The following is a 21147-nucleotide window of genomic DNA, read 5'->3' on the forward strand; positions in this document are numbered from 1 at the left end:
GATGTTTGGAGAAATCAAAAAGGACTTGCACTCCCTATTTCACCGCCCCTTTTCCCTTTTGATTCTCATCCTACCAGCACCACTCATTGCACTTTTGCTTTATTTTGCTATTGGCAATGGTATCTTGAAACAAATGCCCATCGGCATTGTCGATGAAGACCACTCAAGCCATTCATCAGAGATCATTTTTGCCCTCAATGCCTCCCCTGCTATATCTATCCAAAAATACTATACAAATTTGGAAGATGCAAAATCAGATCTTGCCAATGCAAGAATCTTCGGACTTCTTGTGATTCCAGAGCATTTGCAAAGCAATATCAAAAAAGGGATACAAACTCCTATTCCGTTTTTTTATAATGCACAATTTTTGCTTGTCGCCAAAACCCTGCAATCCAAAGTTTTGCAAATCATCGGAACAGAAAATGTCAAATTCAAAATGGCAAAAAATCTTGTAGAAAACAAAACCTTTGTAGGAGCCTTGAGCAAATCTGTCCCGATCTCTGAACAAATCACGGCACTCTACAATCCAGATAGTAGTTACGCACAATTTTTACTCACTGCGATCTTGCCTTGTTCTTTTGTCATCTTGGTTTGCTGTTCAATGCTCAATGCGATGATACGCGATCCTCGGACATCTTTTGAGATCCAAGTGCCAACACGCGAATTGCTATGTGCTATTTTTGCCAAAGTCTTGAACAACACGATGTTCTATCTCATCATTTGGTGTATGATGATGTTCTTTTTTGTCGTTGTGATGCAACTTCCAATGCGAGGGGATTGGAAACTACTTTTTGTCGGGGCTTTGACTTTGATTCTAGCTTACAATGCCATTACGCTGTTTATTTTCGTCCTTACCAAACAAAGCACAAGGGCAATCAGTATCATTAGCGTTTATAGTGCCCCTAGTTTTGCATTTGCAGGGATCACTTTTCCCACAAATAGTATGAATACCTTTTCTCTTTTTTGGAGCAACTTTCTACCCATTAGCCACTATTTGGAGCTTTATATCCAACAAGCCAACTATGGGGGAAGTGTGCAAGAGGCGTTGCGATTGATTGCGACCAACACGCCTTTTTTGCTCTTTGGGATCATTGCAATATCACTCCTTGTTTTGAGGAATCAAAAATGAACTTTTTCTACACTTTGATTGATGAAATCAAGCGTTTTTTTACCAATGCTTCTGTCCTAATGGTATGTATAGTCGGACCCCTTGCCTATTTCCTACTCTATCCTAGCCCATACGAAAACAATGTCATCAAAACGCAAAAAATCGCCATCATTGACAAAGACAACACGCGACTCTCTCAAGAACTAGCCTTTTTGGCTGATGCAAGTTCAGAGGTAGAGATCTATCAATATTCCACTTCACTCATCCAAGCACAAAGAATGCTTGAGAGGGGAGAGATTTTTGGCATTGTGTATATCCCCAAAGGTTTTGAAAAAAATGCCTACCTGCAAAGCTCCCCTAGTCTAGCATTTTTGGCTAATTCTTCTTATTTTTTGATTTATGGCTCTATCATCAATGGACTTCATCATTCCACCCAAGCACTCAATCCCCTCATCAAAGAAAAACAAAAAGTGTTATATGGGGATTTTGGAACCAAAAGTAGTCAAAACCTAAGTGTCCAAAAAGACTTGATCACACTTCAATCTTCTCCACTTTTCAATCCCTCTTTGGGCTATATCAATTATGCACTCGCTGCAATTTTTATTGTGATTTTGCACCAAATGCTATTAGTGGGGATGGGGATTTTTGGTGCGACATACATACACAACCCTTTGCACAAGATTTTGTATCTTGTCACAGCACGCAGTATCATCTTTACGATTTTGGCAATCTTGCTGTTTGCTTTTTATTTTGGATTTGGCTTTGCTTATTATGGTGTAGGGCGTCAAGCAGATATTGCAGATTTTTGGCTCATTGCCCTTGCCTTTATTTTTGCCATAGTCTCTTTTGGAAACTTTTTTGCCTCATTGATCACACAGCCATATAGAGCGACAATGATTATTTTGCTTTGCTCATTACCACTTGTGTTTTTGCTTGGATTCATTTGGCCCTCTTATGCCATACCTGCACCCATCAATTTCTGCGTGCAATTCATCCCAGTTTTTCAAGGCGTGAATGCACTCCTGCGACTTAATGAGATGAATGCAAGTTTTCAAGAAGTGTTTTCTTATTTCAAACATCTTTTGGCTCTTGGCTGCTTATACACTTTGTTGAGCCTAATGATCTACACACTAAAGTCTCGCATTACACAGAGTCAAAGCAAATAAAACTTGATTGTTTTGTTTTTCTAGCAAATGCTTGGCTTCCTTGAGACTCGTGCCTGTTGTGATAATATCATCAAACAAAACCACCTGCTTATCGCTCACACTGCTTTGGAAATTTTTGGGATGATCTTTGCGATATTGCAGTGTTTTACCAGCATATCGAATCTGATTCTTTGCGATTAATTGCCCATAGATAGGGCAAATGCCGACTTCTTGGAATGCTTTGAGAATCACCCCATTGTGAGAATACCCCTTATCCACGCAATCATCAATCCCTACCCCATACACATCAGATAGTGGAGCAGAAATATTTTGCAGATAATAGTCTTTTGCTTTGTGTGCCAAAATATGATAGATCCTAGCCCCCACAGCTTGATACTTGTAATGGATGAGCAATTCCACATCACTATAAGCATAAAAACTATACACACTCATCTCATCGACAAGACGGGTGCTAGGTGTGATTTTGATTTGATCTAGACACTGCGTGCAAATAAGCCTAAAGCTCCATTTTGCACAAACAATGCATTTCATTTTTATCCGTGATAATTTGGGGCTTCCTGTGTGATCACGACATCATGGACATGCGACTCTCTTAGCCCTGCAGAAGTGATTTGCACAAACTCTACCTTTTGCCACATTGTTGCAATATCTTGACTTCCCAAATACCCCATCGAGCTTCGCAATCCCCCCACAAGCTGATGCATCACATCTGCGATTTTTCCACGATATGGCACCCTACCCTCAATACCCTCTGGCACAAGTTTATCTTGAGCTGTCCCCTCTTGGAAATAGCGATCTGAGCTACCCTTGCTCATTGCCCCAATGCTCCCCATCCCTCTATAGCTTTTGTATTGACGCCCTTGATAAATCATCAAATCCCCCGGACTCTCCGCAGTTCCTGCTAGCAAGCTCCCAATCATCACGCTAGAGGCTCCAACAGCCAAAGCTTTGGCAATGTCCCCTGAATATTTGATACCCCCATCTGCGATGATGGGCACATTGTGTTTATGACCAATCTCTGCACACCCTGCAATCGCTGAAATCTGAGGCATACCCACACCCGCAACAATCCTTGTTGTGCAAATACTTCCCGGACCAATCCCCACTTTGATCGCATCGGCTCCAGCCTGTATCAAATCACTAGTCGCTTGAGCTGTCACGACATTCCCCACAATGACATCAACCTGCATATCACGCTTGATTGATTCCAATGTCTTGATGATGTTTTTGGAATGTCCGTGCGCACTATCCAACACTAGCACATCAACCCCAGCTTCATACAATGCTCTAGCACGATCGATCTGACCTGCACCAATCGCACCGCCAACACGCAAGCGACCAAAATCATCCACATTTGCTTGAGGGTATTGAATCTTTTTTTGAATATCCTTGATCGTAATTAACCCTTTGAGCACATAGTCCTTATCCACAATGGGTAGTTTTTCGATACGATGCTTATGCATCATCTCTTTGGCTTCCTCTAGGCTGATCCCCTCTTGTGCAGTAATCAATGGAGCTTTAGTCATCAATTCGCTCACTTTTTTGTTCAAATCTGTCTCAAAACGCATATCTCGATTTGTCAAGATTCCAATCAAAATCCCATAATCATCGACAATCGGAACTCCAGAAATTTTATAATTATCTGTGATACCTTTGGCATCCAAAAGAGTAGAATCTGCTTTGAGTGAAATTGGATCATTGATCACACCACTCTCACTTTTCTTGACCTTTTTGATTTCATTGACCTGTGATGCGATGTCCATATTTTTGTGAATGATACCAATGCCCCCTACCCTTGCCATTGCGATTGCCGTGCGACACTCTGTCACCGTATCCATTGCCGCACTGACAAATGGGATATTGAGCTTGATATTACGGCTTAAATATGTCTGCAAACTCACCTCTTTGGGCAAAATTTCAGAATACGCAGGGATCATCAATACATCTTCAAATGTCAAAGCCTGTTGCACAATTTTCATTTTCTAACTCCTATTTGTCCAATTTTCTGTTCCAAACCATACGCAGCGTCCAACACACTCTGCTCATCAAAGCTTTTGCCAATAATCTGCATACCTATTGGCAAATCATTTTCTCCAAGCCCGACAGGCAAGGAAATAGCAGGCAATCCTGCAAGATTTACAGAAATAGTATAAATATCACTAAGATACATTTCAAGAGCTGTTTTTGTGCTACCAAACTTTGGGGCAACACTTGGAGCAATAGGACACAAAATCAAATCCGCATCAGCAAAAATATTATCGTATTGCTCTTTGATCAATTTGCGCACCTTTTGAGCCTTGAGATAATAAGCCTCATAAGATCCACTATTTAATACAAAATTTCCAAGCAAAATACGCCTTTTTACCTCAGCGCCAAAACCTTCAGAGCGTGTCTTGATATACAGCTCTTGTAGATTCTGAATGTCTTGTGCTCGATGTGCATAACGCACACCATCAAATCGTGCAAGATTTGAACTCGCCTCAGCGGTGCAGATAATATAATAAGCACCAATATGATAATTTGTTGCAAGCATTTGTTTTTCAACAATCTCATGTCCCATCTCCTTCAAAACAGAGATTGTGTGCTCATAAGCATCTTGAATGTCTTGTGTTGCATCTTTCAAGAAATCTCGCAAAACTGCGATTTTGAATCGTTTGGTTGCATCAAGCTTTGAGGCGGTTTGCGTGGGTGCTTGTTTTGCACTTGTAGAATCAAAGCTACATTCTCCAGAAATCGCATCAAACAAAATCGCAGTGTCTTCGACATTTTGGGCAATCGGTCCGATTTGATCCAAACTTGAGCTATATGCAACCAAACCATAACGGCTCACGCGACCATAGGTAGGCTTCAAGCCAACACAACCACAAAACCCAGCAGGTTGTCGGATGGATCCACCCGTATCACTTCCAAGTGCTGCAATAGCCAATCCACCAGCAACTGCGGCTGCACTTCCCCCACTACTCCCTCCAGGCACTCTTGAGATATCACAAGGATTGAGTGTTGGACCATAGGCACTATTGGCAGAAGTGCTTCCCATTGCAAATTCATCCATATTTCCACGACCAAATCCACACATGCCATTGTGATGCAATCTCTCAATCACACTTGCGTTGTAAGGAGCAATATATCCTTGCAAAATCTTGCTTCCACAAGTGATCTCCCATCCACGCACATTGATATTGTCTTTGATTAAAATCGGAATGCCTGTATCTCTACTTGCCTCAATCTTGCCAATATATGCATTCAATTTAGATTGTTCAGCTTTTGCTTGTATCTCTTTTTTGATGTCCTTTAATTGTGCTTCATCTAGACTCAAAGCTTCTTTGAGGGTTACCATTTTTGACTCCAAAATTATTTTTTATGATTATATTTAAAGAAAGGGTTTTAGACAATACTCCAAATGAAATTTTTTGATTTTAGCTCAAGTTGATAGACTTTTGAGCCATTTGTTTGATAGACAAATAGCTCAAATATGATTAAGGTTTTGGAAGATATTTTGGTTTGAGTTGAGGACGCCTTCTTGAAGTATTGCTTTGAGGATAATTCACAGCCAAATAATTCAAAATAGTCTCTTCGGTTTGTGGATCAAACTCCCACAATCCTTGTGTCGCCTGCATCCATCTAATCGTTGCTAACCATTCTTCTTTGGTATTTTTGCTTTGGACAATAAAATTTGCAGAGTGACAAATCGTGCAATTATTTTTGACTTCTTCAAACCCCTTTGCAATCTTAAGTCCTGTCTCTGGATCTATTTTTGGCTCATCTGCTTGAAGCAACAAACAGCTCCCCGCAAGGAGAAGACTCAAAATCTTTTTATTCATTTTGCACCTCAATTAAATGATTTCAACAGCGATTCTGTGACAAGCGTTATTGAGATAACCTCTAGGATTCCATCCAGGCAATACCATTGGTTGAGAAACCCCTTTGTCATTGACAGCCCTTGCCCACACTTCGTAATATCCAGTCTCAGGGAATTTCACTGAAGCACTCCATTCTTGCCACGCCAAACGATTGAGTGGTTTTTTGAGTTTTGCTTTTTGCCAAGTTTCGCCAAAGTCAATGCTCACATACATTTCTTTCACAGAGCGATCTCCTGCCCAAGCTTTACCACGCACTTCAAGAGTATTGGCAAGTTTGCTCTTGATACCTGACACAGGGTGAGTGATCAATGATTTGACAACCATATTTTCAATCACGCACATATCCTTATCAGCGACCTTGCTACCGGGGGCGACAGGCTTACAAGGAATACGATAAGACTGACCATTCATCTTCTCTCCATCATGCACCTTGTTACGCACAACAATCTTTTTCAACCATTTTCCAGATGCAGAAGCAGGAACTCCACCAATCACAAGACGCAAAGGATAGCCATTCATATATGGAATATCTTGCCCCTCATATTCCCACGCAATCAGTGTTTCATCTTCAAGAGCCTTAGCAATAGGAACACCTCTAGAAATCACTTCTTTGCTTGTATTGCCATCCAAACGCAAATCTGCACCATAGTAGCCAATATACACTGCGTCTTTTTTGATTCCACAAGACTCCAAAACATCTCTCAATCTCACACCAGTCCATCTTCCGCAGCCCACTGCTCCATTTTCCCATTGATTACCTTTGGTTGCAGGGACAACTTCTTTACGAGAATTTCCGCCACACTCCACAACCAACGCATAAGTATAGTGCTTGAACTTTTTCTTCAACTCATCGATTGTGAAACTCTTTGGCTTTTTGCAAGATTCTCCAGCAATTTCTAGCTTCCAAGTCTTTGGATCGATACTCTCAAGAGGAGGAGGAGTTCCATTGTTTCTAATGAAAAAATACTTTGGCTCTGTAAAAGGACTATCCAAGAATTGCGGTGGAGTCTCCGCATTGACAGGGCGATCGTTGAGATAGATCAAGCCATCTTTGCCAGGAACGCTAAAGGGCGTATCGCTATTTGCCAACAATGCAGGGATAATGCCGCCGGGCATATTGGAAGCAAATGGGATATTTGCACCCAAAATTGAAGCCATTGCCAACAATGAGGATTTGTGCAAAAAGCCTCTACGCGTGATAGGATCTACTTCGCGTCCAAAGATTGCCAAATCCGCTTTTTGTGGATCTTGTGCATACGCCTCGTGCAATCCAACTTCCTTAACCTGTGTTTTTTCGTGTGTTTCTTTTTTCATATTGCCAACCTTTCTGTTAGATTTAGTTTTATTATGACATTTGGAAATATAGCTCAAAAATCTTGTAAAAATGAAATGAATTTTTAACTTTTTGAAATTTATATACACCAAAATACTCAAAAAACAAAATCATCATTTGTCCCAAATCCACAAACATTCAACCAAACTTAATATTTTAGAGAAATGCTTGTTTTATTCTATCTCAATAATCTGCTATACTCCAAAACAAAATATCAAGCAAACATAAGGAAATCGATGGAAAGGTGCCAAGAAATCACGATTCGTGGAATTTTATTGGGGGTTTTTATTACGATTATTTTTACAACTGCAAATGTTTATCTAGGACTCAAAGCTGGACTAACTTTTGCCTCATCAATTCCTGCTGCAGTTTTTGCAATGGCTTTTTTCAAACTCTTGGGGAACAACAATATCTTGGAAAACAACATTGTGCAAACGCAAGTTTCTGCTGCAGGAACGCTTTCTGCGATTGTCTTTATCATCCCTGCACTCTTTTTTGTGGGATATTGGAATCATTTCCATTTTTGGCAAACATTTGCAATCTGTGCCTGTGGTGGGATTTTGGGAGTGATTTTTACCATCCCTTTTCGTATCGAACTTGTAGAAAAAAACAAACTCCCCTATCCAGAAGGCGTTGCTGCTGCTGAAGTGTTGCAACTCGGTGAAAAAGACGGCGATAGCGGGGCAAAAGAAATGCTGTGTGGAGCCACACTTTCTAGCCTTTCGATCTTTCTTGCACAAGGGCTGAAAGTCACCTCTGATGGATTTGGTATTTTCCTACAAGCAGGGAAAGCTGTTTTTCAGATTCCAATGGGCTTCTCTCTCGCTTTGATTGGGGCAGGATGGCTTGTGGGCATTAGTGTTGGGATAGCGATTTTGGTGGGTGTTTTTTTGACTTGGGGGATTCTTGTGCCACTTCTTAGCAGTGAAGCATTGCACGCAGGTCAAGAACTAGCCACAATCGCCAATCAAATTTGGGCAAAAGATGTGCGATTTATTGGGGTTGGACTTATTGGCGTATCAGCGATTTGGACTTTTTTGACTATTCTCAAACCAACAATTAGAGGACTCAAAAACTCTCTGCATTTCTCTAGTCGCTCTGATATACCCGCAAAATACCTCGTTGTTTGCTTTATCTGTGTGTCTCTTTTGATTATTGCCACCTTCCACCACTTCATCAGTCAGGCTTCATTTTCGCATTCTGCACTATGGACATTTGTCATCATAATGAGTCTCGCATCTATTTTTGTGGGCTTTTTGGTTTCTGCCACTTGTGGCTATATGGCGGGACTTGTCGGCTCCTCCTCTTCTCCAATTTCAGGAATCGGCATTATTGGCGTTGTATTCCTCTCTCTGTGCGTTTTGTTCCTTACGCATTTGCTCAATCTACCCATGCAAGACAAACAATTTTTTATCGCACTTAGCCTCTTTGCGACATCTGTTGTCTTTGCAGTTGCCACGATTGCCAACGACAATCTGCAAGATCTCAAAACCGGTGCGATTGTCAAAGCAACTCCGTGGAAACAAGAAGTAGTCTTGATGATAGGTTGTATCGTGGGGGCTTCAGTCGTCGCACCTGTCCTAAACCTCCTATACGATGCGTATGGATTTATCGATCATCTACCAAGAGAAGGGATGAGCAATGCCAATGCACTTTCGGCACCACAAGCCATTTTGATGGCAACAATCGCTGATGGGATTTTCAAAAACACCCTTAATTGGCACTATATCAATCTAGGGATTATGCTTGGCATATTTTTCATTTTCTTGAACTTCCTGCTATCCAAAAAATCAATCTCTCTGCCCCCATTGGCAATCGGAATGGGGGTCTATCTCCCACCAATTATCACAATCCCAATTTTTACTGGAGCACTTTTGGCTTACATTGCCTCAAAAAAAGTTTCAAACAATGCACAGGATCAAGAATCGTTCAAAAAACGAGGGACATTGCTAGCATCAGGGCTCATTGTGGGAGAAAGTCTGATGGGGATTCTACTTGCAGGATATATTGTCGCCAATCTTGGCACAGACGCTCCTATCCTGCCTTTCAGTGTGCCTACGATATATCAAGAAATCGCTGGAAGTGTTTTCTTTGTTTTTGCCCTTATCTATCTCTATGCAAGAAGCACAAGGAAATCAAATGAACGAGCTTAATCTAATCGCTCAAGCTTTTTCATCGCTCACTTTTTATCACAAATTTTTTAGTGCATTTTTTGCCCTACCCTTTGTCCTCAACCTATTCAACCTTTATACAATCAAAAACTTTGCAACCCTCAACAAAAAAATATGGTTTTATATGCCTTTGATCTTTTTTTTACTAAGCGTTGCTATTTTTAGTGGCTTGACACTTATTTTCATGCAGCAAGTATTCTTTTCTTTACGCATTGTTGCTATGTCTCTTTTTTGCCTTTTTGTCCTAATCGCAGAAATCACAAGAATCAAACGGCTAAAAATCGCAAGACGGACCAATGAACAAGCAATGCTTGATTACATTCGATTCTGCAAAAAAATCTATAGCCTTGATTTGTTGCTCTTTGCCATTGTCTTTTGGGGCATTTGATTATGCAATTCATCTACCACGAAAATGCTGGAGCCACCCAACTCACGATTGAGGGTGAAACTTATCAACATCTATACAAATCAAGACGCACCAAAACACAAGAAACACTTTCATTACGCAATCTCAAAGATGACTTTCTCTATCGATACCAACATCAATCTATCACACGCAAAGAAGCCACGATCACTCTGATAGACAAAACGCCAAAACCCGTCATTCCCACAAGATACACACACTTGATTTTGGCAGTTTTTGATCAAAAAGAATTTTACAAAATCCTTCCATCGCTCAATGAATTGGGGGTTGGGAAGCTGACTTTGTTTTTTGCACATTTCAGCCAAAGAGAGAAGCTTGATTGCAACAAAATCCACAAGATTCTCATTTATTCCTCACAGCAATGCGGCAGAAGCAACTTAATGCACATAGAAATCCTAGAAAACCTTGATGATGTTTTGGCACATTATCCAAAAATCGGGGTGTTTGATTTTGGTGGCACAGCACTCACAAAAGTAGATCTCCCTATTTTGATTGGTCCGGAGGGAGGGCTAAGCCCACAAGAACGAGAGATTTTGAAAGATTATCCTACTTTTTCCACCCAGCAAGATTTGATTCTCAAATCCCAAAGTGCTTGTTTGTATGTCGCAAGCACTTTGCTCTAAAAGATTGAGAACGCCGCTAGCAAATTTATGCGTGTGTCAGTGCAATAGTATCTAGGACAATCATCAATTCTTCATTCGTTGGGATTGTCAATACCGCTATTTTGCTCTCAGGGGCACTGATCACCTCATCATTGCGACTTTGATTTTTCTGTGCATCAATCTTCACTCCCAAATATTCCAATTGCCTACACACTTCAGCCCTAAAATATGCAGAATTTTCACCCACACCGGCAGTGAAAATAATCGCATCAGCTCCACCCAAACTCACCATCAATCTTGCAATCTCTTCTGCCGTGCGATAAGTCATAAAATCATAAGCGCGTTTTGCCCCTTCATTTTGAGCCATTTCACATTCCAATGTATAAAAATTAGAACTCAATTCAGACAAACCGCCCACACCACTTTTGTAATACAAAAACTCACGGATCTTATCGACACCATAGCCTTTGTTCTCCATCAAATACAACAAAATACCCGGATCAATGCTTCCGGGTCTTGTCCCCATACAAACACCATCAAGAGCAGTCATCCCCATCGTGGTCATCACAGATTTGCCATTGTTGATCGCACACAAAGACGCACCAGAGCCGATATGAGCTACAATCAGCCTTTTGTCTGCAAAAGCAGATTGACTTTCTTGAAGTTTATGCACGATATAGGCATACGAGGTGCCGTGCATCCCATAGCGACGCACCCCTTCTTGATAAAGCTCATAAGGAATAGCATACATCGTAGCATTGCCCTGCATACTTTGATGAAAAGCCGTATCAAACACTGCGACTTGAGGAAGTTCGGGGTATCGTTGTTTCATTAGTTTGATTACGCGTAAATGATGGGGTTGGTGCAATGGAGCAAGTGGGATAAGGCTTTCAATCTGCTCTACCACTTCATCCGTCACCAACACTGAAGCATTAAACAATGTCCCTCCATGCACAATCCTATGCCCACAAGCCCTCAATCTATACCCTTCAAAAGTCCCTGTAATCCAATCTACCAAATACCCCAAAACCATCGAATGATTGTGAGCATCCTCGCGTCCCCAAGCATACTCTGCAATCACATTGCCATCTGCGTCTTTCGCCTTAAAGCTTGGAGCCAAATCAATCCCCTCCACCTGTCCATAGGCAATCGCCTCGTGATTCAAATCAAAAATTTTAAACTTTAGGCTTGAACTCCCAGCATTGATAACCAATATAATTTCTTTCATCATCTATCTCCTCTACTCACTTGCCAAAACTGCCAACGCAGATGAAGCCACTCTCGCCTCAACACTATCAGCCCTTGAAGTCAAAATCACGGGCACTTTTGCACCAAGCACGATTCCTGCGACCTTAGCATAAGCCAAATACACCAAAGCTTTAAACAAAATATTTCCAGATTCAATCTGTGGGGCAATCAAAATATCAGGATCGCCACAAACTTCTGAATCGATTTTTTTGATTTTTGCCGAAAGTGCAGAAATCGCATTGTCAAATGCCAAAGGACCATACACGATCGCTTGACTCACTTCATCTTTTGCTCTTTGGGTTAGCTCAAATGCCTCCATAGAGCTAGGAATCTTTTCATAAGGCATTTCTACAGCACTCAAAAGCCCCACCTTTGGCACTTTGATCCCAAGCTTATGAGCTAGTTCTACTGAATTTTTGATGATACTCATTTTGACATTCACATCAGGGGCGATATTGATCGCTGCATCAGCAACCAACAAAGCCTTGTGATACGCAGGAATATCCATAATAAAAGTATGAGTGATACTTCGGTCAGTTCGCAACCCCGCATCTCTCTTGACAACTGCACCCATAATGTCATTTGTGTGTAGATTGCCCTTCATCAGAGCCTTTGCAACTCCCTGTGTGGCAAACTCCACAGCTTTTGCCGCTGATTCTTTATCTCCTACCACATCAATGATTTCAAATGCACTTACATCAACACCCAATTCTTCAGCTGTTGTTAAGATTTTCTGCTTCTCTCCGACTAAAATAGGATCGATCAATCCAGCTTTTGCAGAATCAATCGCCCCACCCAAGCTTGTCTCATCGGTAGGTTGCACGACAGCGACTCTGATTTTGCCCTTTGCCTTTGCTTTGGCTAACACTTCATCAAACACATTGTATTCTCTGCCTTCTAAATGTTGCATTCAAACTCCTTGCTTATAAATTCTTTGGCAAAAATTATAATCTCAATGCAATATGTTATGCTAAATACTTGGATTAAAAGTTAAAAAAAATGCAACTTTTTACTATTTGCTACCTTGTTTTAAGAATATGTGCCATTTCCTTACTATGATAACTGATGATAATATCTGCTCCAGCCCTCTTGAAACTTATCATCGTCTCAAGCAAAACCCTTTCATAATCAATCACCCCAGCCTTTCCTGCGTATTTGAGCATACTATATTCTCCACTCACATTATAAACTGCCAAAGGAAGCAGACTCGCCTCACGAATATCTCTCACAATATCCAAATATGCCAGAGCAGGTTTCACCATCAAAATATCAGCCCCCTCTTTTTCATCATTGAGAGATTCTCTAAGTGCCTCTCTGCGATTTGCACCATCTTCTTGATAAGTCTTGCGATCGCCAAAGCTTGGTGTAGATTGTGCCACATCGCGAAAGGGTCCATAATAAGCACTTGCAAACTTTGTCGAATAACTCATAATCGGAAGGTTATAAAAACCTGATTCATCAAGCACCTTGCGTAAATGTGCAATCATTTTGTCCATCATTCCGCTAGGGGCGATCAAATCAGCTCCAGATTGTGCCAAATGCAAAGCCTGTAAGCCCAAAATCTCCAAAGTCGCATCATTATCCACGCTCCCCCCATCCAAAATCCCACAATGCCCGTGATCAGTGTATTCACAAAAACACAGATCCACAGCCACAAACATCTGTGGGAATCTTGTCTTGATCGCGTGTGTTGCCCGTGCAACAATACTATTATCCAGAGCCGAACTCCCCTTTGCGTCTTTGTAAGCAGGGATACCAAAGAGCAACACACTATAAATCCCCAACTCCACAAGCTCACGACATTCTTCTAGCAAATATTCAATACTCATTTGATACACATCAGGCATCGAGGCAATTGGGTTTTTGACATTTTGCTCATCAATCACAAAAAGGGGATACATAAAATCTGCAATATCCAAAGAAGTTTCCCTCACCATATCACGCATCACAGGGTGCATTCTTGTGCGTCTTAATCTCATTCTTTCTCCTTTGTTGGCGGTAATTTACAAAAATTCTCCACGACACAATCCTCAATCACAAAATAATTCATACCATCTTGATGATAATAATCGATACTAAACCTTTGGGATTCCAAAACATTCTTGATGATATAAAGCCCCAAGCCAAAACCTTGCGAATTGTTTTCTTTGAAATAAGGCTTCAAATATTCTTTGAATTCAGCTTTTAGTGCCTCTCCCTTGTTGCTTACCACCAAATTCTGCTTCTGTGTCGCCACAATCACTTTTTTGTCATCCCCATATTTGATCGCATTGTCAAAGAGATTTTTCAAAACCAATGCAAACAACTCAAAATCTGCCTTGATCAAATCATTATGAGATTGCAAAATCACCTGCTCATCATTATCAATCATCAGCATTTTTTTTGCCTCATCTACCACTTCTTGCAACAAAAACTCTTTTTTGTTGATTCTGTAGTTTTTGGAATTCATTTGCTCCAACTTAGCAAACTCTCCGATCAAGCTCCCCAATCGCTCAAAAATAGAGTTCAATCGACCCTTGAGCACCTCATCTTTCAACATCGCAGAAATCAAACGCCCCTTAGTAATTGGGGTATTCAACTCATGCATCACAGAACGCAAAAACAAAGTCCTAGAATCATTGAGTGCTTTGATTTTGCTCACCGCATTATCAAACTCTTGAGCCAATTCTCCAATCTCATCATCTTGATCCAAACGACAAGAAATCTCCAAATCTCCATCAGCAAATTTTCTAATATTCGTCTGCAAAACCCTTAGGGGCAACAAAGCACGCAGAAGCAAAATAAACATAAAAGAAAGCAACACCACAACCACAAAACTAATCACATAAAAATGAAATAGGGATTTTTCTGGGGAATAGCGATAAAGCACTGCATTGGTGGGTGTTTCCACTAGGATATAAATCCCCTGCTCTGTTTTCAAAGTCTTGGCAGCAAAACCTTGAAAAAACGGGGGGAGTTTGTTGGCGTGCAGCATTTTGTCTTTGACTTCAGGCTCATCTACTTGGATGAAACCAAACTCTCTTAGATACTGATAAATCACTTTGATATTGCCATTGACATTGATATTTGCACCAATGGTGCTGATAAAATAGCGATACCTCAATTCTTCTCTAAGGTCCTCTTGCTCAATCTGATCGTTAATAAAATAAAACAAAAAACTCGCAAAACAAACCAATGAAAAAACAAACAACCCCACAATTTTGGTAAAAAGTGAGGTATGTCCAAAAACGCGAAGCATTTCTAATGCGTTTCGATCTTGTAGCCTACTCCACGCACGGAAATAATATATTGCGGAGCTTTTGGACTATCTTCGATCTTGGCACGCAAGCGTCCGATAATCACATCAATGCTTTTGTTGGAGCTCTCTGGATTGATTGATTTTGTCTCAATGGCAATTGATTCTCTAGAAAACACTTGCCCCACTTTGCTCAACAACAAAGACATGATCTCATACTCAGCTTTGGTCAGCTCGAGTTTGCGTCCCTTGAAATAAATCTCACGGCTAAGCTCTTTGACTTCAAACACGCCTTGTGGGCTTTTTTTCTGTTCTTCTTGCATTTTTGCACTATAACGCCTCAAAACTGCGTGAATCCGTGCTACAAGCTCTTGGGGATCATAGGGTTTTGGCACATAGTCATCAGCACCCATTTCCAAAGCCTTTGTTTTATCATTGATGTCATTACGAGCCGATGAAATAATGATAGGAATGTTTTTTTGCTTTACAATCTTTTGACACACTTCTAGCCCATCGAGATTTGGTAATGTCAAATCTAGCAACAGCAGATCGTATTTTTTTGTATTTACTGCACTCATTCCTGTATAAGGCTCATCATAATTTGTCACATTCATATCGTGTTGCTTCAAATATTCGCTTAATAGTTCTGCAAGCTCTACATCATCTTCAATCATCAAAATTTCTAGCATATCTGTCTCCTACAGCAATCCAAAATCATTTGAGTAAATTCTAGGAAATCATATCAAAAAAAGTCATCTAAACAAAATAAAAAGGGTCAAAGGAGAAACCCTTTTTATTGTTTAAAATACCTAAAAATATTCAAAAGAGAGGAGAGAAACCTTATCTGCTTATCATAGCTAGATAAGTGGGGAGATTTTATTGGAATAAAGTTAATAAAAACTTTACTTTATATCAAATACACATCAAATCTCTTGCAATCTTTTGTCAATTTCGCTAAGCAAATATTGCAGATAACGGACTACAAGCTCAAATTTTTTCTCCATACTTTGGGTTTGAGGGGAGAGCAAACCCTCAAAAAGCACCAAAAGTTTCTCGCGTTTGGCAAGTAGAAACTCTCTCTCATCAATAATGGCAGCAGATAAGATTTCGCGATCTTGATTTGCTGTCTCTAGTTTTTCTGCTTTTTTTTGTTGATTAAACACCTGCGGTTGCCCTCTGTGCGTTTCTTTGTCATCAATTTGTGAGAGCGTTTCCAAAATCACATCTTTTAATTCTTTCACTTCAATAGCCACCTTTCAAATTCCTGTATTTCTTCCAATGTCCCTGCACTTTCAAACATTTTTTTTCTTTTGGAATTGCAGTTTGCAAATTTTCGCCATTTTTTCAATCGCACCAACGCGACTTTGGACTCTTGAGCATTGATACCCATCGCTATACATTTGTGATACCCCCTCAATGCCTCTTCTAGCCGCCCCTCTCTCTCATCAATCAAAGCAACAGCATAAATTTCTGTCATCTTTTACCTTTGTCACATAATCAAGCGATGATTCTAACAAATCTAGAGTTTATTTTGCACAAATCAAAGCACCTGCCATTCTTCTCCATTGAGCGAGACCCGCTATCTTGGATGATCTCTTTGTTTCAATACACTATATGCACTCTATCATTATTGGGGATATTGAGATTAAGGAAAGATTCCAAAGTGATACTATCGCTCCACCCGTCAATGAATATCAGCCTATCCTCATCATCCAAAATCGCTTGTTCTGTTTGTTTATCCAACCCTACAACGCACAAAATATCTTCACATACAAAAAGCCTATCTTCAACAATCACTCCCAAAGGGATATGCAAAGGCTTGCGTGCAATGTCATAGGGAGTATTGTTGGCATTGTGAGGGATGATACTGCCCATATCACTGATTTTTGGTTTGGATACAAGCTCATAGACTTGATAGCCAGTATCTACATTTTGAGAATCTAAACCACCCTCACTTTTTAGCTTATCTCCTGCACGATTGACTCTCTCTATAGTGATATCACTAATCTTTGGCTCATTTCTGCCTAATTCATTTTTGACAAAATCATAGGCTATTTTGCTTTTGTCCTTATCAATGATTTCAGGAAGTTGCACTAAGATAAATTTGCGATTGCCTCCATCTTCGGCATTAAGCTCCATAACGGCTTGGGCTGTTGTGCCACTCCCTGCAAAGAAGTCAAGAACAATTTCAGAATCATCATTTGTAGAATGATTAAGAATTGTTTTAATAAACTCTACGCTTTTTGGGTAAGAAAAAGCTTCTGCCATTTCTAAGGCTTTGAGTTCTTTTGTGGCTTTTTGATTCATAAAATTATTATCTACAAAACTAAGGCTGTCAAAAGTTTTTAATGTGGTTTTTAGATCTTTTAAATGGCGTTTATAGATAAAACCTCTTTCATTATCACCATGTTCTTTTTTAAAAACTATCCTTCCTGCATCAATGTGTTTTTGTAGAGTATTTTTAGAAAAACGCCAAAACATTCCTTCTGGAGGATAATCCTCCTTTCCTGTATATGGATTTTTAACTGCAAAGTATCCTGTTTTCATATCTCCACTTTTTGCACTCGGATCACTTGATACCCAAGCTCCATTTGGATCATTATCTGGATTTTTATATTTGCTTAAGTCTTTTTGCCCTCCTAACAAATTTACAAGATTCTTGTCTTTTGCATAGCAAAGCAAAAATTCGTGTTGATAGTTTAATCCTGTGTTTGCGTCATTGGTAGTGCTTTTTGTTTTGCGAATAAAATCTGCCACAAAATTCTCTTCCCCAAAAATTTCATCACAAAGAATCTTAAGATTTGCCTGTTCGTTATCATCAATGCTAATAAAAATCACACCATCATCTCTAAGCAAATCTCTAGCAAGTTTCAATCTTGGTAGCATAAAACTAAGCCAACCACTATGGCTTCTTGAGCCCGTGATATTTCTAAAGCTTTGGAGTTCTTTGCTCTCTATTTCATTGCCTTCATCATCAGTTGTGAGCAGTCCCACTTCACGCAAGATTGTCTTGTAGTCTGTCCTAAAATCATCAGGATAAATGAAATTATCATTTTTGGTGTTGTAGGGAGGAACAATGTAAATCATTTTGATTTTTTCATAATAAGCTGATTTGAGAATCTTTAGCACATCAAGATTATCCCCTATGATGATAGAGTTTTGAGTGTTTTGAGGGTTTTTGCTTTTTGAGCAATCCATTTTTAGCTCAAGCTCGACTTTTGAATTATAAAGGGCATTGGCTAAGCCTTTGCCTACAAAATTGAGCTCATAGCCTTGAGTGAGTCGCTCGCTTATACCCAAAAGAGAGGCGATCGCTTTGAGATTGACTGCCCCCTCGCTTATGGTTTGTGGGAAATGGGTTTGAAGCATTGTTTGGAGAGGATTTATCTCTTTGCTCTCAATGATGTTCAATCCTTTTTGTTGTGCTTGATTTTTGTCTATCATTGTTTGTCCTTTGTGATGTTAGATAACAAATCTCTAAGTTCTTGTGTATTGATTCTAGTTTGGAAGTTGATGATTATCTTGTCGCCTAAGTGTTCTTGCAGTTTTTCAAAAAACTTTTTGGCATATTGGATTTTGTGGCGTTCTTGTTGCGGGATCTTCTCTTCGCTCTCATAGCCTTTGGTTTCACAAATCAAAAAAATACTTTGATTTTCTCCCTGCTTGATGAGATAGGCAAAATCTGGCTCATAGTTTTTGTAAGGAGTGGGGATCGAAAACTTGGGGAGCTTGGCAAAAACCTTGATTGTGTAGTCATCTATGGATTGTGGATCTTTGGTGATGACTTGTTTTTCTATATCGCTATCATAAACCACTTGCTCATAGAGATAATTGGCAGGAGATATTTCATCATCCAAATGTCGCCCTAGTTTTTCACACAAGATTTCTTTTTTGGGTGTGCCATCTACATCAAACAACAAATCCGTATTGCTGATTTGCGTTTGTGCAAAATCATAAGAAACGCTTGAGATCACATTGGTGTGGATGTTGTCTTGGATAATTTTTTTGAGCTCTCCCAAAGCCTGTTTGGGATTTTGGGCTAGTTTGCTTGAGTCAAGCTTGGCATAGAGTTTGAGCAAAAAATTGAGGGGGAGTTTTTCACTTTTGGCAAATTCAAGATAATTTTGCATCATCAGGGCTTGATTTGCAAAAACTTGATCGCATTGTTTTTCGTCTTTGAGATATTCGATTTTGCCACTTTGGGGATTGAGGTGTTTGGAAGTGATCATTATGCTTTGGGGTGTGATAGACATCTTGTTGAAAGCATCTGCAATGCTTGCGATAAGAGAATCTAGTGCGATTTCTTTGTAAGTGATTGTTGCTTTTTGATTGATTGTATGCCATAACTCTTTGAAATCTTGTGCAAGATTTTTTCTGATCTTTGTAGCAGGGCGTTTTTTGTTGGCATCATTGATTTGTTTGTATCGATTGGTAGAGGCTTTGAAATATTCTATGCTGGTTTGATAGCGTTCTTCACCCAACATAGCGATAAAAGCCTCTTTTTCTTCTTGTAGCACAGAGATAATGGGCTTGATGATTGGATAATCATTTTCGTCGCTTTCGATAGCTTGGCTGATTCTTCTTAAATGGTAGATAAAATCATCTGCTTGATTTGGAGAGAATTTTAGCTGGTGGATGAGAATACCTCTTGAAAGGCTCCTTTGATTGAAAGCAAAGCTTGATTCCTGAACCTCTTGCTGCAATTCTTCGATAAACAAGCCCTCCTCTCCACTGATCAACACATCTAGAGCATTCACATCATAAAAGGCATTGTCATCTCCATTGCAATATTGATGCGTGATTCTTGAACCATTTTGATTGACTGCGAGTCTAAGCCCTCTTCCCACTTGCTGATGACGACTTGTCTGTGAGGCGGAACTTGCAAGCTTGACAATGGTGAAAATATTTGGATTGTCCCACCCCTCTTGCAAAGCCCAAACGCTAAAAATAAAACGCAAGGGGGTATCAAGAGAGAGGAGCTGTTCTTTTTCCTCTAGGATCAGCTTCACCCCTTGAGCTTCTTTTTCATCATTACTTCCCTTGTCTCCACTGAAATATCCACCATCAACACAAAGTTTGTTTTCCTTGTCAAAATCTTTTTCAAGATAGGCTCTGTATGTTGGCGAAAGAGTGGATTGAGCCAAAATTTCCCTGCGTTTTTGGAGATAGAGTTCCTCAAAGATTGCTTTGATTCTTGGTTTCTTGTCGGGATTGTTTTTGTCTTCTCTAAAATCATCAATATGTGGAATAAAAAAGAGTGTTAAGGCTTTAATCCCTTGAGAAAACAAATGCTCCTCTTTTGCAAAATGCAAATCAATGGCTTTGGCAATAAGATGTTTGATTTGATGATCATCGAGTTGATAGGCATTGCCTAGTTTTTGGATTGTTGCTCCATTGCTAAGAAAAATCGAATCTTTTTTGCTTCTCAAAATCTCCACATCGTTCCATTGTGGATAATGCAGGATTTGTCCCAAAGATTCCCCAAAAGACACTCTTGCTTTATGAGTGACATTGTCTATCACATAAGAAAAAGTGGCATTTCTGCTATTGAAATCAATCAGTTTGGGCATAAGGGAATCTTCAAAAAGCGTATGCACATTGATTTGTTTGACCAAATAGCGTTGGAAAGCACTTGCACTATCAAGGCAATAAGCAAGATTGCTAAGTTGATATTCCTCCTCTTGTGGAAAAGTCGCACCAAAACGAAAATGCAAGGTTTGGAAGTCTTGAAAAACTGCGTTGAATTTTTCTCCTTTTAACAAGTGGGGCTCATCAATAAAACAAATGGGCTGAAATGCCATAATGGATTGCAAAAGTGTTTTGTCACTAAACAGATTCTCATCTTGTCTCTTCAAGCGATTGACACTTTTATCAATGGCACTATTAGTCAGCACCAAAACAGAAAGCTCTTGAGTGTTTTTGAGATAGCCATTGATGATTGCTTTCAAAGATTTTTCATCATTGTAATAGGCTCTGTTACAATAAACTATTGATTTTTAA

Annotated in this window: 19 protein-coding genes; 5 read left to right on the forward strand and 14 right to left on the reverse strand. The window is 39.9% G+C overall.

The annotated features are described in order from the left end of the window. The first annotated feature begins 1 nt into the window (after position 1). Both BBW65_RS02330 and BBW65_RS02335 read left to right on the forward strand, forming a co-directional pair. Complete coding sequence (locus BBW65_RS02330) at positions 2–1129, forward strand: ABC transporter permease (RefSeq protein WP_066339150.1); 1128 nt, start codon at positions 2–4, stop codon at positions 1127–1129. Beyond that, positions 1126–2274: an ABC transporter permease gene (locus tag BBW65_RS02335; RefSeq protein ID WP_066339155.1), complete on the forward strand. Its 1149-nt coding sequence runs from the start codon at positions 1126–1128 to the stop codon at positions 2272–2274. The genes BBW65_RS02330 and BBW65_RS02335 overlap by 4 nt, the downstream gene beginning before the upstream one ends. Here BBW65_RS02335 and BBW65_RS02340 read toward each other — a convergent pair. From BBW65_RS02340 to BBW65_RS02360, 5 genes are all read right to left on the reverse strand, one after another. Then, entirely contained in the window at positions 2239–2805 is a 567-nt protein-coding gene (locus BBW65_RS02340) for a ComF family protein (RefSeq protein WP_066339158.1), read from the reverse strand. The two genes, BBW65_RS02335 and BBW65_RS02340, sit on opposite strands and share 36 nt — an antisense overlap. Positions 2806–2807: 2 nt before the next feature. Further along, positions 2808–4253: an IMP dehydrogenase gene (gene guaB / locus BBW65_RS02345; protein ID WP_066339161.1), complete on the reverse strand. Its 1446-nt coding sequence runs from the start codon at positions 4251–4253 to the stop codon at positions 2808–2810. Next, positions 4250–5623 (reverse strand): Asp-tRNA(Asn)/Glu-tRNA(Gln) amidotransferase subunit GatA, encoded by a 1374-nt coding sequence (gatA, locus tag BBW65_RS02350; RefSeq protein ID WP_324609205.1) that lies wholly within the window; start codon positions 5621–5623, stop codon positions 4250–4252. Before gatA ends, guaB begins: the two co-directional genes overlap by 4 nt. A gap of 127 nt (positions 5624–5750) precedes the next feature. Beyond that, complete coding sequence (locus tag BBW65_RS02355; protein WP_066339165.1) at positions 5751–6095, reverse strand: hypothetical protein; 345 nt, start codon at positions 6093–6095, stop codon at positions 5751–5753. 12 nt (positions 6096–6107) lie between these two features. Beyond that, positions 6108–7448, reverse strand: coding sequence for a sulfite oxidase (locus BBW65_RS02360; RefSeq protein WP_066339168.1), 1341 nt, complete (start codon positions 7446–7448; stop codon positions 6108–6110). A 255-nt stretch (positions 7449–7703) separates the two neighbouring features. Here BBW65_RS02360 and BBW65_RS02365 point away from each other — a divergent pair, with 255 nt between their 5' ends. Genes BBW65_RS02365 through BBW65_RS02375 form a run of 3 tightly spaced genes read left to right on the forward strand, consistent with a single transcriptional unit; the run spans position 7704 to position 10685 of the window. Continuing rightward, the gene (locus tag BBW65_RS02365; RefSeq protein ID WP_199919459.1) at positions 7704–9620 is read left to right on the forward strand and encodes an OPT family oligopeptide transporter; all 1917 of its coding nucleotides are present in this window, start codon (positions 7704–7706) and stop codon (positions 9618–9620) included. Beyond that, positions 9607–10026 (forward strand): hypothetical protein, encoded by a 420-nt coding sequence (locus tag BBW65_RS02370; protein WP_066339170.1) that lies wholly within the window; start codon positions 9607–9609, stop codon positions 10024–10026. The genes BBW65_RS02365 and BBW65_RS02370 overlap by 14 nt, the downstream gene beginning before the upstream one ends. A gap of 2 nt (positions 10027–10028) precedes the next feature. Continuing rightward, entirely contained in the window at positions 10029–10685 is a 657-nt protein-coding gene (locus tag BBW65_RS02375; RefSeq protein WP_066339173.1) for a 16S rRNA (uracil(1498)-N(3))-methyltransferase, read from the forward strand. 25 nt (positions 10686–10710) lie between these two features. On the opposite strand, the gene BBW65_RS02380 is transcribed toward BBW65_RS02375, so the two are convergent. From BBW65_RS02380 to BBW65_RS02420, 9 genes are all read right to left on the reverse strand, one after another. Further along, the gene (locus BBW65_RS02380) at positions 10711–11895 is read right to left on the reverse strand and encodes an acetate/propionate family kinase (protein ID WP_066339175.1); all 1185 of its coding nucleotides are present in this window, start codon (positions 11893–11895) and stop codon (positions 10711–10713) included. Positions 11896–11904: 9 nt separating this feature from the next. Further along, positions 11905–12822, reverse strand: a complete 918-nt coding sequence (locus BBW65_RS02385; protein WP_066339178.1) for a bifunctional enoyl-CoA hydratase/phosphate acetyltransferase — start codon at positions 12820–12822, stop codon at positions 11905–11907. A 109-nt stretch (positions 12823–12931) separates the two neighbouring features. Then, positions 12932–13891 (reverse strand): porphobilinogen synthase, encoded by a 960-nt coding sequence (hemB, locus tag BBW65_RS02390; RefSeq protein ID WP_066339180.1) that lies wholly within the window; start codon positions 13889–13891, stop codon positions 12932–12934. Beyond that, positions 13888–15150 carry an ArsS family sensor histidine kinase gene (locus BBW65_RS02395; protein WP_066339182.1) on the reverse strand — a complete coding sequence of 421 codons (1263 nt, stop codon included), beginning with the start codon at positions 15148–15150 and terminating at the stop codon, positions 13888–13890. Before BBW65_RS02395 ends, hemB begins: the two co-directional genes overlap by 4 nt. A 2-nt stretch (positions 15151–15152) precedes the next feature. After that, positions 15153–15836, reverse strand: coding sequence for an acid response regulator transcription factor ArsR (arsR, locus tag BBW65_RS02400; RefSeq protein WP_066339189.1), 684 nt, complete (start codon positions 15834–15836; stop codon positions 15153–15155). 234 nt (positions 15837–16070) lie between these two features. Then, the gene (locus tag BBW65_RS02405) at positions 16071–16388 is read right to left on the reverse strand and encodes a CiaD-like domain-containing protein (RefSeq protein WP_083986009.1); all 318 of its coding nucleotides are present in this window, start codon (positions 16386–16388) and stop codon (positions 16071–16073) included. After that, positions 16385–16624 (reverse strand): hypothetical protein, encoded by a 240-nt coding sequence (locus BBW65_RS02410; RefSeq protein WP_066339192.1) that lies wholly within the window; start codon positions 16622–16624, stop codon positions 16385–16387. The genes BBW65_RS02405 and BBW65_RS02410 overlap by 4 nt, the downstream gene beginning before the upstream one ends. Before the next feature lie 125 nt (positions 16625–16749). After that, positions 16750–18591 carry a site-specific DNA-methyltransferase gene (locus BBW65_RS02415; protein ID WP_066339195.1) on the reverse strand — a complete coding sequence of 614 codons (1842 nt, stop codon included), beginning with the start codon at positions 18589–18591 and terminating at the stop codon, positions 16750–16752. Beyond that, positions 18588–21095, reverse strand: coding sequence for a restriction endonuclease (locus BBW65_RS02420; protein ID WP_066339197.1), 2508 nt, complete (start codon positions 21093–21095; stop codon positions 18588–18590). The genes BBW65_RS02415 and BBW65_RS02420 overlap by 4 nt, the downstream gene beginning before the upstream one ends. Between the last annotated feature and the right edge of the window lie 52 nt (positions 21096–21147).

This window comes from Helicobacter enhydrae (assembly GCF_001693335.1).
In the GTDB taxonomy this organism is placed as follows: domain Bacteria; phylum Campylobacterota; class Campylobacteria; order Campylobacterales; family Helicobacteraceae; genus Helicobacter_G; species Helicobacter_G enhydrae.